This is a genomic window from Streptomyces sp. NBC_00203, assembly GCF_045206325.1.
In the GTDB taxonomy this organism is placed as follows: Bacteria; Actinomycetota; Actinomycetes; order Streptomycetales; family Streptomycetaceae; genus Streptomyces; species Streptomyces lutosisoli.
Genome location: NZ_CP108126.1, coordinates 10152250 through 10166560, shown reverse-complemented (window position 1 = coordinate 10166560; position 14311 = coordinate 10152250). Strand labels below are relative to the sequence as shown.

Annotated in this window: 7 protein-coding genes; 2 read left to right on the top strand and 5 right to left on the bottom strand. The window is 72.5% G+C overall.

The features are described from left to right. Window positions 1-13 precede the first annotated feature (13 nt). Window positions 14-1573, bottom strand: coding sequence for a hypothetical protein (locus OG975_RS45065; protein ID WP_406336740.1), 1560 nt, complete (start codon window positions 1571-1573; stop codon window positions 14-16). Window positions 1574-1795: 222 nt separating this feature from the next. Here OG975_RS45065 and OG975_RS45060 point away from each other — a divergent pair, with 222 nt between their 5' ends. Next, window positions 1796-10000: an alpha/beta fold hydrolase gene (locus OG975_RS45060; RefSeq protein ID WP_406335525.1), complete on the top strand. Its 8205-nt coding sequence runs from the start codon at window positions 1796-1798 to the stop codon at window positions 9998-10000. A gap of 303 nt (window positions 10001-10303) precedes the next feature. Here OG975_RS45060 and OG975_RS45055 read toward each other — a convergent pair whose 3' ends face one another. The 4 genes from OG975_RS45055 to OG975_RS45040 all read right to left on the bottom strand — a co-directional run bounded on the left by OG975_RS45055 (window position 10304) and on the right by OG975_RS45040 (window position 13040). Then, complete coding sequence (locus OG975_RS45055; protein WP_406335524.1) at window positions 10304-10939, bottom strand: dihydrofolate reductase family protein; 636 nt, start codon at window positions 10937-10939, stop codon at window positions 10304-10306. After that, a complete protein-coding gene (locus OG975_RS45050) occupies window positions 10939-11445 on the bottom strand; it encodes an SRPBCC family protein (RefSeq protein WP_406335523.1) in 507 nt (168 codons plus the stop codon). Before OG975_RS45050 ends, OG975_RS45055 begins: the two co-directional genes overlap by 1 nt. 3 nt (window positions 11446-11448) lie before the next feature. Further along, window positions 11449-11790: an ArsR/SmtB family transcription factor gene (locus OG975_RS45045; protein WP_406335522.1), complete on the bottom strand. Its 342-nt coding sequence runs from the start codon at window positions 11788-11790 to the stop codon at window positions 11449-11451. Between the two features lie 224 nt (window positions 11791-12014). Continuing rightward, on the bottom strand, window positions 12015-13040 hold the full coding sequence (locus OG975_RS45040; protein WP_406335521.1) for a threonine aldolase family protein: 1026 nt from the start codon (window positions 13038-13040) through the stop codon (window positions 12015-12017). 214 nt (window positions 13041-13254) lie between these two features. Here OG975_RS45040 and OG975_RS45035 point away from each other — a divergent pair, with 214 nt between their 5' ends. Beyond that, entirely contained in the window at window positions 13255-14274 is a 1020-nt protein-coding gene (locus OG975_RS45035) for an LLM class flavin-dependent oxidoreductase (protein WP_406335519.1), read from the top strand. The last annotated feature ends 37 nt before the right edge of the window (window positions 14275-14311 follow it).

Here is a 14311-nt window from a genome sequence, read left to right as displayed (position 1 = left end):
CCGGCCGCGGCTGTCAGTAACTGAAGCCCGTCGTATAGGCGCACTCGGTGTAGATGTAGCCGGGTGACAGCTTGACCGTGTCCGATGCCGGCGACTTTCCGCTGCTGTCCTGCGACTTGTGCACGAAGTACGTGGTGCCGACCGGCAGCCGGATGGTCCGCTGCGGGTAGTTCTTGCCGCTGTCGTCGCACGGTGTGAAGCCCCGCACCAGGGTGCTGGTGAGGGAGTAGGACGTGCAGCTTCCGCAGCCCTTGAGGGTGAAGCTGCCGGTCACCGGCCCGGTGTAGAGCACCCTGATGTCGTCGGGACTGTCGTTCTTGACGGTGACGCTGATACTGCCGCCGGATGCCGTCGTCGGCAGGCGCTTGCCCGCCGCGGGCACCGTCTGCGCGACCTCCGCGGCGATGGCGATCTTCTGGGCGCGGGCCCGGTTCTTGTGGTGCGGGTTGTTCTTGACGAAGTCGTCCATGGTGGTGACGGCCTCGTCGAAGCTCCCGTCCTTGTACTGGTCCACGCCGCAGGCGTAGGTGCCCGAGGAGGCGCTCCGGTCGGCGCGGGAGGCATCCTTGTCGAGGGCTTCCGCCACTCCCGCCTGCTCCCCCGGCAACCCGCCGACCTGGGAACTCAGGCTCTCCAGGCGCTGGACCGCAGCACAGGGCTCGTCGCCGCCGACCTGCTTCACGGCCGCGTCGACCGCGGAGGAGACGGCCGGTTCCACCTTCGCGGCCTGCGCGGACCGCGGGAACGTCGACAACAGGTCGCTGAACTGCACGGTCCAGTCCGCCTCACCGCCGCTCAGGGACTGCGACGCACAGGCGTAGAGCGAGGTGGCCAGGCGGTCGTCGGGCCAGGTGGACAGCGTTCCGAGGTCCTGCTTGCCCATGGTCCCCGGGACGGTGCGAAGGTACTTCAGGGGTGCCACGGCGTCGCAGTACCGCTCCTGCCCATAGGGAGCGCCCACCGTCGCGTAGTAGGTCTTGAGCCGGTCGGGGACCTGGGCGGCCGCCCGCGATCCCGGGTGGTCCGCGCGCAGAGCGTGGTAGACGGCCAGCGCCCGGCTGTAGTCGGACTCCGCGCTGGCGAACGGCTGCTTCCCGGCGGCCCGGACGACGGCGTCCGCCCGCTCCAGCCGGTCCATGAGCATCTGCTCGGTGGCTTCGTCGCGCGCACCGTCGTACAGGACGGCACCTCCGGCCGGTACGGCCAGGAGGACGACGCCGAGCACGAGCGCGACCGCCGGACGCGGCGGCCACGACAGACGGGTCCGCAGCCCCACGGCCGCGCCGTGGACGGCCGCGAGCGCGAGAAGGACCAGGTAGAGGACGAGGGCTCCGCCGGGGAGACCGTCCGGGTCCGCGGGAAGGGCCACCACGAGCAGAATCGCCGTCGCGGTCCAGCACACGGCCATCAATCCCCAGCGGCGCAGGAGCGCGTAGCCGATCCCGAGACCGGAGAGATTCAGCAGGCCCACCGCGGCGGATCTCCATCCGTCCGCGGGAGCGGGAGGAGGGGCCGGAGCAGGAGGAGGGCCGGTTTCGGGTGGAGGTGCGGTGGGTGGCGGCGCGAAGGGCATCTGCGGTGTCGGTGGTGCCGACGGCATCGGTGGTACGACTGCATCGTCGCGCGGGCCGTGCTGGTCCCAGGACATGACGTTCCCCCCGTCAATCACGCCTGAAAATCTATGACTTGTCACTGTACGGTCAATTGTGCGACGGCGACAGGGGACGCGCACCCGGGCTCCGGCACCGCATGTCGGACCCCTCGCCCGCGCATTCGGCTGACGTACGGTTGCCGGATGGCACAGGGCGGCGACGGGGTGGGAATGGCGGGTTTTCAGGGCGAGTTGGTGCGTGCACTGCCCGTCACTCTGAAGGAGCACGCGGCTCGACTGGAAGGCAAGACCGCCTACGCGGATGCTCACCGCGCCGTCACCTACGGGGAGTTGGAGCGGCGCACCGGCCGGCTGGCGGGGCATCTGACGCGGCTCGGGGTGCGGCGCGGGGACCGGGTCGCGATCCTGCTGGGCAATCGGGTGGAGTTGGTGGAGAGCTGTCTCGGCGCGCTGCGGGCCGCGGCGGTCGGTGTGCTGCTCAACCCCGGTGCTTCGGAGGAGGAGTTGGCGTACTTCCTCGACGACAGCGGCGCGGTTCTGGTCGTCACCGAGGAGCCGCTGTTGCCGCGCGTCACCCGGCTGGCGGCCGAGCGGCCCGCACTTCGGGTGGTGGTGGCAGGGGAGGGCGCCGCGCCGGTGGGCACGGTCGCCTTCGAGGACCTCGCCGGGACGGATCCGGGCCAGGCACCCCGGGACGACCTGGGCCTCGACGATCCGGCCTGGATTCTCTACACCTCGGGCACCACCGGCGAGAGCAAGGGCGTGGTCTCCACGCAGCGTTCCGCCCTGTGGTCGGTGGCGGCGTCCTACGTGCCCGCGTTCGGTTGGCGGGAGCAGGACCGCCTGCTGTGGCCCCTTCCGATGTTCCACTGCTACGCGCACTCGCTCTGTCTGCTGGGCGTGCTCTCGGTCGGTGCGAGCGCCCGCCTCCTCGACCGGGGCGCGGACGTCGCCCGCGCGCTCGCCGCGGAGCCGTTCACCGTGCTGGCCGGAGTGCCCGCCACCTACCGTCTGCTGCTGGACTCGTTGCACGAGGCGGCGGCCCCCGTGCCCCCTTCACTGCGGGTGTGCGTCAGCGGGGGCGCGCCCTGTCCCCCGGAACTGCGGGCGGCCGTCGAGGACGCGCTGGCCGCTCCCCTCCTCGACGGTTACGGCTCCACCGAGACCTGCGGGAAGATCGCGCTCAACCTGCTCGACGGGCCCCGGCACGACGCCTCCAGCGGTCCCCCGCTGCCCGGGCTCGCGGTGCGGTTCACCGATACGTCCACCGGCGCCGAGGTCGACGACGGGGACGAGGGGGAGATCTGGGTCCGCGGCCCCGGCTTGATGGCCGGCTACCACCAGCGCCCGGAGGCCACCGCCGAGGCGTTCAGCGACGGCTGGTACCGCACCGGGGACCTCGGCCGGCGACTGGCGCACGGCCACCTCCACATCACCGGCCGCGTCAAGGAGTTGATCATCCGGGGCGGTGAGAACGTCAACCCGTCCGAGGTGGAGCGGGTGCTGCTCGCCCGCCCCGATGTCGCCGACGCCGCCGTCGTCGGCCGGCCGCACGACGTGCTCGGCGAGGTGCCGGTCGCCTTCGTCGTGCCGGGACCGCACGGGGTCGACCTGGCGCGGGCCCTCGCCGACTGCCGGGAGCGGCTGTCCGCGTTCAAGGTGCCGGACGAGTTCTACGAGACCGACGCCATCCCCCGTACCCCGTCGGGCAAGGTGCTCCGGCCGGCGCTCGCCGAGCAGTTGGTGCGGCGTCTCTCGGCGGAGCGGACGGCGGCCTCGGCGGGGCTGCGTGAGCGGCTGGCGGCGGTTTCCGACGCCGTGCTGGACCTGGTGCTCGAAGAGACGGCGCGTACGGCCGGGCTGTCTTCCCACGACATCGATGTCGACCGGGCCTTCACCGAGCTCGGGCTGACCTCGCTCGGCGGGGTGCTGCTGCGCGACCGGCTGGGCGCGGCGACCGGCCTCGACCTGCCCGCGACGCTCGTGTTCGACCATCCGACGCCCGGGGCTGTGGCGGCATGTGTGCGCGACGCGCTGCGGGGTGACGTCGGCGTGCGGCCCGCTCGGACGTCCGGCACGGAGGCCGGGGAGCCCGGGGGCGGCGGGGAGCCGATCGCCGTGGTGGCCATGGCCTGCCGTTACCCGGGCGGAGTGGAGTCGCCGGAGGACTTGTGGCGGCTGCTGGCCGACGGCGTCGACGCGACCTCCGACTTCCCCGCCGACCGGGGCTGGGACGTGGCCGCGCTCCACGACCCCGATCCGGACCGGACGGGTACCTCCGTCACCCGCCGGGGCGGTTTCCTGCACCGGGCCGCCGAGTTCGACGCCGCCTTCTTCGGGATGTCGCCGCGCGAGGCGCTGGCCACCGATCCACAGCAGCGGCTGCTGCTGGAGACCGGCTGGGAACTGCTGGAGCGCGCGGGCCTCGACCCGTCGGAGCTGCGCGGCAGCGACACCGGTGTCTTCGTCGGCGTGATGCACGCCGACTACGCGGGCCGTCTGCTGCATGGCTCCGGGCACGAGCTGGAAGCCCATCTCGCGCTCGGTTCGGCGGGCAGCGTGGCGTCGGGCCGGATCGCGTACACCCTGGGGCTGCGCGGGCCCGCCGTGACCGTGGACACCGCGTGTTCGTCGTCGCTGGTGGCCCTGCACGCGGCCGCGCGGTCGCTGCGCGAGGGCGAGTGCTCGCTGGCCGTCGCGGGCGGGGTGACCGTCATGGCCTCGCCCGCGCCGTTCATCGCGTTCAGCAGGCTGCGCGGGCTGGCCCCCGACGGCCGCTGCAAACCGTTCTCGGCGGCGGCCGACGGCACGGCCTGGGGCGAGGGCGTCGGCCTGGTGCTGCTGGAGCGGCTGTCCGACGCACGGCGCAACGGACATCCGGTGCTCGCCGTGCTGCGCGGCTCGGCGGTCAACTCCGACGGAGCGTCCAACGGACTCACCGCGCCCCACGGGCCCGCACAGCAACGGGTGATCCACGCGGCCCTCACCGACGCCGGGCTCTCGCCGGCCGACATCGACACGGTGGAGGCGCACGGCACGGGCACCGCGCTCGGAGACCCGATCGAGGCACAGGCTCTGCTGGCCGCGTACGGGCAGGGCCGCTCCCCCGAACGCCCGCTGTGGCTGGGCTCGTTGAAGTCCAACCTCGGCCACACCCAGGCCGCGGCGGGCGTCGCCGGCGTCATCAGGACCGTACTGGCGATGCGACACCGCCGGCTCCCCCGCACTCTGCACACCGACGAGCCGTCACCCCGGGTGGACTGGTCGTCGGGCGCCGTACGGCTGTTGAGCCGGGAGCAGGAGTGGCGGCCCGAGGCGGGGCGGCTCCGGCGGGCCGGGGTGTCGGCGTTCGGGATCGGCGGGACCAACGCGCACGTGATCCTGGAGGAAGCCGAGGACAACACCGTCGTACGACCACGCCGCCGCTCGGCGGTGCCCCCGCTGCCGCTCTCCGGGGCGAGCCCGGCGGCCCTGCGGGCGCAGGCCGCACACACGGCGGCGGCGCTGCGTGAGCGGCCCGAACTCGAGCCGCTGGACGTGGCGTTCACCCAGGCCACCGCGCGGGCCGCGCTCTCCCACCGGGCTGTCGTGTCCGCCGACGACCGCGAGGAGCTGCTCGGCGCGCTGGACACCCTGGCCGCGTCCGCTGCGCCGCGGCCTGCGGTGTCGCCCGGTCGGCTGGCCCTGCTCTTCACCGGCCAGGGCGCCCAACGAAGCGGGATGGGGCGGGAGTTGTGCGAGACCTTCCCGGTCTTCTCCGCCGCCTTCGACGCCTTGTGCGAGCGTTTCGACGCCCATCTGGAGCGTCCGCTGCGCTCGGTTCTCTGGGGAGCGGACGAGGAAGGGCTGCTGGATCGTACGGACTTCGCCCAGGCGGCTCTGTTCGTCTTCGAGGTGTCCGCCTTCCGGCTGCTGGAGTCCTGGGGCGTGCGGCCGGACTTCCTGGCCGGGCACTCCGTCGGCGAGCTGGCGGCGGCCCACGTCGCGGGCATCCTGTCCGAGCAGGACGCGGTCGAACTGGTGGCGGCCCGAGGCCGGTTGATGCGGGAGCTGCCGGAGGGCGGCGCCATGGTGGCACTGGACGCCACCGAGGCCGAGGTGAACCGCGAGCTCACCGACGGTGTCTCGATCGCGGCCGTGAACGGCCCGCGCGCGGTCGTCGTCTCCGGCGCGGAGGAGCCCGTCCTCGCGCTCGCGGAGCGATTCGCCGTACGAGGACGCCGCATCGCCCGGCTGCGGGTCAGCCACGCCTTCCACTCCCCGCTGATGGAACCGATGCTCGCCGAATTCGGCCGCCTCGCGGGCAAGTTGGCGTACGGCGTGCCCCGCATCCCTGTGATATCGGGGCTGACCGGACGTCCGGCCACCGGGGACGAGCTGCGGTCGGCCGCGTACTGGGTGGGGCACGCCCGCGAGGCCGTGCGGTTCGGGGACGCCGTGCGGTGGCTGGCGGGCGAGGGGCGGGTCACAGCGTTCGCTGAGATCGGCCCGGACGCTCAGCTCACGGCTCAGGCCATGACGGGTCTGGCCGAGACGAACGGGGACCCGCTGTTCACGGCCGTCGCCCGCCGGGGCGCCCCCGGGCCCGAGCCGCGGACACTGTTCACCGCGCTGGGCCAACTCCATGTCCACGGCCTACCGGTGGACTGGCGGCGGGTGTACGCGGACAGCGGCGCCCGGCGGGTCGACCTGCCGACCTACCCCTTCCAGCGGCAGCGCTACTGGCTGTCCGAGGCCACCGCCGACACCGCAGCCGCTTCCGGGCATCCGATGCTGACCCAGACGGTCACCGTGCCGGGCACGGAGCGCGTGCTGTGCGGTGGCTGGCTGTCCGGCGCGGCCCAGCCCTGGCTGCGCGACCACGCCGTGGGCGGACACGTCGTCGTGCCCGGTGCCGCGTTCGCCGATGTGGTGCTCCACGCGGGCGACGCGTGCGGTCTCGACGTACTGGAGGACCTCGCTCTCCTGGCGCCGCTGGCACTGCCCGCCGCCGAGGGGGACCGGGTGCAGCTCCAGGTGGTCGTGGGGGAACCGGACGACACCGGGCGCCGCACCGCGGACGTGTACTCCCGGCCGGAGACGTCCGGGGCACTCGGCGCCTGGACCCAGCATGCGACGGGGCGGCTCGGCCCGGCCGTCCCCGGCGACCGGGACCGAGCGGCCGCCCTCACCGCGTGGCCGCCACCGGACGCGATCGCCGTGGATCTCACCGGCGCCTACGAGCGGCTGGCGGCCACCGGCCACGCGTACGGGCCCGCGTTCCAAGGCGTCACGGCCTTGTGGCGGCGCGGCGAGGAACTCTTCGCCGAGGTCGGCCCGGTGCCGGGCACGGAGGCCCGCCGCCACGCCCTCCACCCGGCGCTCCTGGACGCCGCCCTGCACAGCGGACTGCTCGCCGAACCGCCCACCGGACCCGCCCGGATGCCGTTCGCATGGCAGGGCATGACGCTGTACGCCACGGGGGCCACCGCCCTGCGCGTACGCCTCCGGACGACCGGGCCGGACACGGTCGCCGTGGACCTCGCCACCCCCTCGGGCGCCCCCGTGGCCCGGCTGGACTCGATGACGACGCGTCCCGTCCCAGAGGGAGGGCCGGCACCGGCGGGAGAGTTGTACCGGCTGCGCTGGACGGGAGTTCCGGCGACTGGACAGGGGTCCGCCCTGGCAGTGACGGACATCGACGACCTGGGCGTGGGCGCGGTCCTTCAGTCCGTGGAGACTTCCAAAGGGGCCGGGGCATCACTGTCCGAGGGCGGTTCGGAGACGGTTGTCGCGTCCCTCGCCGCTCCCGTCGCCTCGGGCGGCGATCCGGCCGTCGCGGCGTACGAGTTGGCCGTGCGGGCCTTGGAGTTGCTGCGGACGCGGCTCGCCGGTTCCGGGCGGCTGGTCGTCGTGACGCGCGATGCCTCCGCCGAGATGCCGGACCTGCCCGCCGCCGCCCTCTGGGGGCTGTTGCGGGCCGCGCAGGCGGAGTATCCCGGGCGGCTCACGCTCGTGGACGTGGACGGTCGTCCCGATTCGGTACGGCTGCTGCCTGCCGCCGTCGCCACAGGTGAACCCCAACTGTCCATCAGGGACGGCCTGTTGCGCGTCCCCCGGCTGACGGCCGCTCCCGGATCGGCGGCCGTCGGCTCCCTCGGCCGAGGCACCGTCCTGGTCACCGGCGGAACGGGTTCGCTGGGCGCGCTGCTGGCCCGTCATCTGGTCGACCGGCACGGGGCCCGGCATCTCGTGCTCGTCAGCCGACGCGGACCGCAGGCACCTGGGGCGCAGGCGCTGCGCGACGAGCTCGAACAAGCGGGAGCCCAGGTCGACCTGGTGGCCTGCGACACCGCCGAGCGGGGCCAACTTGCCGCCCTGGTCAAGGAGTTCGGGCCCGACCTCACTGCCGTGGTGCATACGGCCGGGGTCCTGGACGACGGCGTACTGGAGGCGATGACGCCCGAGCGGCTGGCGGCGGTGCTGCGGCCGAAGGCCGACGCGGCCTGGCATCTGCACGAGCTGACGAAGGATCTGCCGCTGTCGCAATTCGTGCTGTTCTCCTCTGCCGCGGGTCTGCTCGGCAATCCCGGCCAGGCCAACTACGCGGCGGCGAACTCCTTCCTGGACGCCCTCGCCCTGCACCGCGCCGCGCTCGGACTGCCCGCGTTGTCGCTGGCCTGGGGGCCGTGGGCGGACGACGAAGGGATGGCGGCCCGCGTCGGCCGGGTCCACGGCGGCCCCGTGCGCGCGGTCTCCCCGGAGCAGGGATTGGCCCTGTTCGACGCCGCGTTGGGCAGCGGCGAACCGGTCCTCGCGCCGCTGCCGCTGGACCGCTCGCCAGGGGCGCCGGCCGCCGGGGCACCGGTTCCGCCACCGTTGCGCGGGCTGCTGCGTCCGGCTCGGCCGTCGGCCTCGCCCGGGGCGGCGGCCGGAGGCGACGAACCGGACGGCACCGCCGGAGCCTGGCGGGAACGGCTGGTGTCACTCCCCATGCCCGAGCGGGTCCCCGCCCTGCGGGAGCTGATCCGTGCCGAAGTCGCCGGCCTCCTCGGGCACCCGGATGCGAGCGCCGTCGACCGGGGCTTCCCCGAACTGGGCCTCGACTCGCTGATGAGCGTGCTGCTGCGCAACCGGCTGAACCTGCTGGCGGGTGTCCCGCTGGCGGCCACCGTCGCGTACGACTGGCCGAGCGTGGAGGAGCTGGCGGATCACGTGTACGGGGAGATGCGCGGGGTGCTGTCCGAGGGGGCGGGTGCCGCCGGGTCGGGGGCGGACGATCGGGAGAGGGTGCACGGGGATCATCCTGGTGACACCGCCCTGTCCGGTCCCACCGAGGCTCTTCCCTCCGAGGCCGCCGAGGCCGTTCCTTCCGAGCCCGCTGAGATCCCGCTGCCGGCTTCCGGGGAGACCGCAACTCCGGCCTTCTCCGCGGCTGTCCCGTCCACTCCCCCGCGCACCGCTCACGCCGATCACCTCGCTCGCCCCGCTCTCCCGGCTCGCCCCGCTCCGTCACCGTTCGCCTCGCCCGAGCCGGGCGGCACACGCAGCGCCCGCGCGGGTCAGTCCTTGCCGAGCCTCTACCGGCAGGTCTGCGAGACGGGCGACGTGGTCTCGGCGATGCACCTGCTGGTGACCGCGTCGGTCGCCGCGCCCTCCTTCGGCCGCGATGACAGCGCCCGGCACACGCTGTCCCCGCTGCGGCTGGCCACCGGCGGGGAAGGCCCGGCGCTCGTGTGCGTTCCGGGCTTCGCCACGACCCTCGGCCGACCGTGGCACGCGGGGCTCGCGCCCCGGTTCGACGGCGAGCGGGACGTCTTCGAGCTGCGGCACCCGGGGGTCGACCACGGGGACGCCGTGGCGCGGGACCTGGAGACGCTGATCGAACTGCACGCCACGACGGTGCAGCGCCACCTCGGTGAGCGCCCGTACGTCGTCCTGGGCCACTCCATGGGCGGTTCGGTCGCGCATGCGCTGACCGCGCGTCTGACGGCCGACGGCACTCCCCCGGCGGGGCTCGTCCTGGTGGACTCGTACCACGTCACCCCGGACCGGGAGGCCGAGTCGTGGCTGCTGGCGCTGCCCGCCCGGATTCCACTGGCGTTGCGCGAGCGGTTCGACACCGCGGTGGACGATCTGACGCTGCTGTCGCTGGGCGCCTACACCCGGATGTTCCGCGGCTGGCAACCGGAGCCGACGGGTGTGCGCACGCTGCTGGTGCGCGCCACCGAGCCGCTGCCGGACATGCCGGAGCGGTCGTCGTGGCCGGTCGTCCACGACACGGTGGATGTCCCCGGCCATCACCTGAGCGTGCTGGAGGAGCACGCCCCGACGACGGCGGAGGCGATCCGCGACTGGATCACCTCAACTCACCGAGTGGCGGCGGCGAACCGAGGCGCCGTGGACTGACCGTTCCACACCTACCAGGCATCCTGCGTCGCAAAATACCGCTTCCAGAAGGCGAGCCTCTCTGGGGATGCCACGCGCATCGGTCCGTAGTGCTCGCCGATTTCCATCACGGTGGGTGAACCGGGGCTGTAGGCGGGCCACTTGGGCAGACCGGGACCGTTCGGATCGCCGGTGGCGTGCCGAACTTCTGGCGCGCGGCGCTCACATAGAAGTCCAGGGTGACGTGGACGGGCGGGGCGCCGGGGCGGGCCGGGTTGTCCGCGGGCAGCTGACCTCGGCGGGAGAGCGCTGAGTTCGGGACAGTTACCGCTGCCGGACGGTGTAGGTCAGGTGCGTCACCCTTGGGGAGGGCTCCGCGCGGACCGGCTCCAGGGCCACGCGGCCCGCGTCCACGCCCTCGAACAGGCGGATTCCGGAGCCGAACAGCACGGGTGAGAGCGCGATCGAGAACTCGTCGATCAGGCCGGCGTTCACGTACTCCAGGATCGTCGCGCCGCCGCCCGCGATGCGGACGTCGCGGTCGCCGGCGGCCTCGCGGGCCTGGTCGAGCGCGGTCTCGATGCCGTCGTTGACGAAGTGGAAGGTGGTCCCGCCCGGCCGCTCCCAGGGGTCACGCTTCTCGTGCGTCACGACGAAGACCGGCGTGTGGAACGGCGCCTCCTCCGGCCACGCCTGCTCGCCGAGGTCGAACATGCGCTTGCCCATCACGCTCGCGCCGGTGCGCTCGAACGTCTCCCGCGCGATGTCGTTGTCGCGCCCTTCCTCGCCGCCCTCGCCGAGCTTCAGGTTCTCCTGGAAGAACCGCTGCGGGAATATCCACTGCTGCAGCTCCATCCACTGCGCCATCCAGCGCTGCGCATCCGGGTCATCCATGCGCTCCTCAGGCGCGATGAACCCGTCCAGCGACATCGTCACACTGAAGAACACCTTTCCGGCCATCAGTCCTCAACTCCCTTCCGGACGATCTCGGTGACGTAGGCAGCCAGGTTGCCCAGGGTCTGCCGGCCGCCCTCGATCGCGTGGTACTTCTCGACCGCCTCGTCGCGCAGCTCCTTGGTGGGGAACACCGTGCGCATCTCGATCCGGGTCGCCGCGCCGTCTGGCGCGAATGTGAGGACCGACTCGAAGGCGTTCGGGTCGCCGCGGGACTCACCGTGGAGCAACGCGATCCGCTCCGGCGGGGCGATCTCGGTCCAGGAGATCCACTCCTGGTAGTCCGTCCCGTCCGGTCCGTGCATCACGAAGTCCCACGCCCCGCCGACGCGGAACTCGAACGCCCGCGTGGTGGTGGTGAACCCCTCCGGTCCCCACCACCGCGACAGATGCCGCACCTCGGTGAACGCCTCGAACACCAGCTCCCGTGGGGCACTGATGGCCCGGGAGATCACGATCTCGCGGTCGGCCGTCGCTGACTGCGCCGGTGCGTCCCGTCCTGTCGCTGCCATCGGTCACCCCTCCTGCCTTGCCTGCTTGAGGTCCTGCACGTACTCGTCCAGCCGGTCGAAGCTCTCGTTCCAGAACCGCTCGAACCCGCCGGTCCACTCGTGGATCGGTCGCAGCCCGCGGGCGTCAAGGCCGTACAGGCGCTGCTTGCCTGCCTTGCGGTCCCGCACCAGCCCGACCTCCCGGAGCACCCGCAGGTGTTTGGACGCCCCCGGCTGGGTCATCCCCAGCTCCTGGGCCAACTCGGTCACCGGCCGCTCACCCGCCCGAAGCAGCAGCAGGATCTCCCGGCGCTGCGGCTCGGCGATCGCGTTGAAGACGTCCGACGTCGTCGCTGCTCGTGCCATGGATCCATCATATTCCGATATCGGCATGCGTCAAGCCGGACGAATCAGGCGGGTCTTGTCAGGTCCGGCCTGGCGGCTTCGACCGGAGCGGGCCAGGGCTCGTTCGGCGGGTCCAGGCAGACCTTGGCAGCGCCCGCAGCGTGCGCCGCTGGCTGGAGCCCCTGCGCGGAACCGACTACCCAATGAGTCAGGGCCTGTCCGGGCTCATGAACGGAGCCGGAGCCCTACCGACCAGCTACGGCGGCGATACGGTCGAGCGCCCGCCGCACGTCGGCGCGTGAGACGTCGCAGTGGGTGATCAGGCGCAGGCGGCCGCCCAGTGACAGGGCGAGGACTCCCGCTCGTCCGCATTCCTCGACCGCCTTTGCCGCATCGGGAACGTGGACCATGACGATGTTCGTCTCGGGTGCCGCCACGTCCCAACCGAGTTCGCGCAGACCGCCGGCGAGCAGTCGGGCGTTCTCGTGGTCCTCCGCGAGCCGGTCGACGCGTTCCAGCGCCACCAGCCCGGCGGCGGCGAGCACGCCGCCCTGCCGTACTCCCCCGCCGAGCATCTTGCGCACGCGCCGGGCCTCGCGCACGAAGTCGGCGCTCCCGCCGACGACCGAACCCACCGGTGCGCCCAGCCCCTTGCTCAGACATGCCTGGACAGTGTCCACACCCCGGGTGAGCTCGGCCGGGGTGGTCTTCTGCGCCACGGCCGCGTTCCAGATCCGGGCGCCGTCCAGATGGACCAGCAGGCCCGTCTCCCTTGCCGCGGCGACCAGTTCGGCGTGCTCCAGAGGCGATGTCGTCGTGCCGCCGGCCGTGTTGTGCGTGTTCTCCAGGCACAGGAGTCGGTTGCGCAGGGCGAAGTACGGGCCGCGGCCGGACGCCGCGGCGCGGATGGCCTGTGCGGTGATCCTGCCCGGACCGGCCGCCCAGGGCAGCGGCTGCGGCATGCCGCCGGCGAGCCATGCCGCTGTACCGATCTCACTGTCCAGCACATGGGCCTGTTGGGGTGCGAAGAAGCGGTCACCTCGTTGCAGGTGGAGGAAGAGAGCCACGAGGTTTCCCATGGAGCCGCTCGGCACCCACAACGAAGCTTCCACGCCAAGCAGTTCAGCCGCTCGCTCCTCCAGAGCGCGCATGGTGGGATCGCCGTCGAGGACGTCGTCCCCGACCTCGGCCGCAGCCATCGCGGCACGCATCTCCGCATCGGGGCGGGTCACGGTGTCGGATCGCAGGTCGATCGGTGCTGCGCTGCTCATCATGGCCTCTCGGGTGAACTGTGGCCCGGCCGAAGCAGGTCCCTCGGGGTTCGTGGACCACGGAAGACCGCCCGTGCTCCTTGTCGATCAGCGCCATTGTGAGCGCTGACCACCGGACACGGGGGGCCTCCCGGTCTGCCCACAGTGATCGCCTGCCAGAATTGCGGCAGCGTTGGTGTGCGGCAGAGCTTGCCGCGGACGATGGAGGAGCCCTGTGCCACTGCCCTCAGACCCTCTGCGGAAGCTGGGATTCCTGACCATCGGGCTGTTCGACCAGGACAACCCCGGCCGGGGTCACGAGTCGACGCTCGACATCATCGAACTGGGTGAACGGCTCGGTTTCGACAGTGCGTGGGTGCGCCACCGTCATCTCCAGTACGGCATCTCTTCCCCCGTCGCGGTCCTGGCAGCGGCCTCCCAGCGCACCCGCCGCATCGAACTGGGGACCGCAGTCATCCCGGTCGGCTGGGAGAACCCGCTGCGGCTGGCCGAAGACCTGGCAACCGTGGACATCCTGTCCTCGGGCCGCCTCAATCCGGGCGTCAGCGTCGGCCCGCCGATGCACTACGAGCAGGTCAAACACGCCCTCTATCCCGACACCGCGGACGCCGAGGACTTCGGCTACGAGCGTGTGGAGCGGCTGTTGGACTTCGTACGCGGCAAGTCGGCCACCGACTTCAGCGGAGTCGAGGGCTTCGAGGTGTTCTCCGACCGCGTCCAGCCCCACTCCCCCGGTCTGGGCCGCCGTATGTGGTACGGCGGCGGCAGCCTGCGGTCGGCGCAGTGGGCCGGTGAGCACGGAATGAACTTCCTGACCAGCAGCGTCGTAAAGGCGGAGGAGTCCGAGGACTTCGCCGAGGTCCAGCTCTCCCACGTACGCGCCTTCCGTGCCCGCCATCCCGACGGCGACCAGGCCCGTGTCTCCCAGGGACTCGTCGTGATTCCCACGGACAGTGCCTCTCCCGAGCAGCGTGCGAAGTACGAGGAGTACGCCCGCAAGCGGATGCCGCGCACCGCGACGCCGCAGGGGCCGGCGCGCATGATGTTCGCGCCCGATCTCGTGGGAACGTCCGACCAGATCGCCGAACGGCTCTACTCCCACGTCGCGTTCCGCGAGATCGACGAGGTCGCCTTCGCGCTGCCCTTCAGCTTCGACCACGACGACTACGTCCAGATCCTCACCGACATCGCCACCAGGCTCGGCCCGGCGCTCGGCTGGCAACCGTCAGTCTGAAGGCCGACGCCGCTGACGGGTGGAGCGGGCTGAAGGA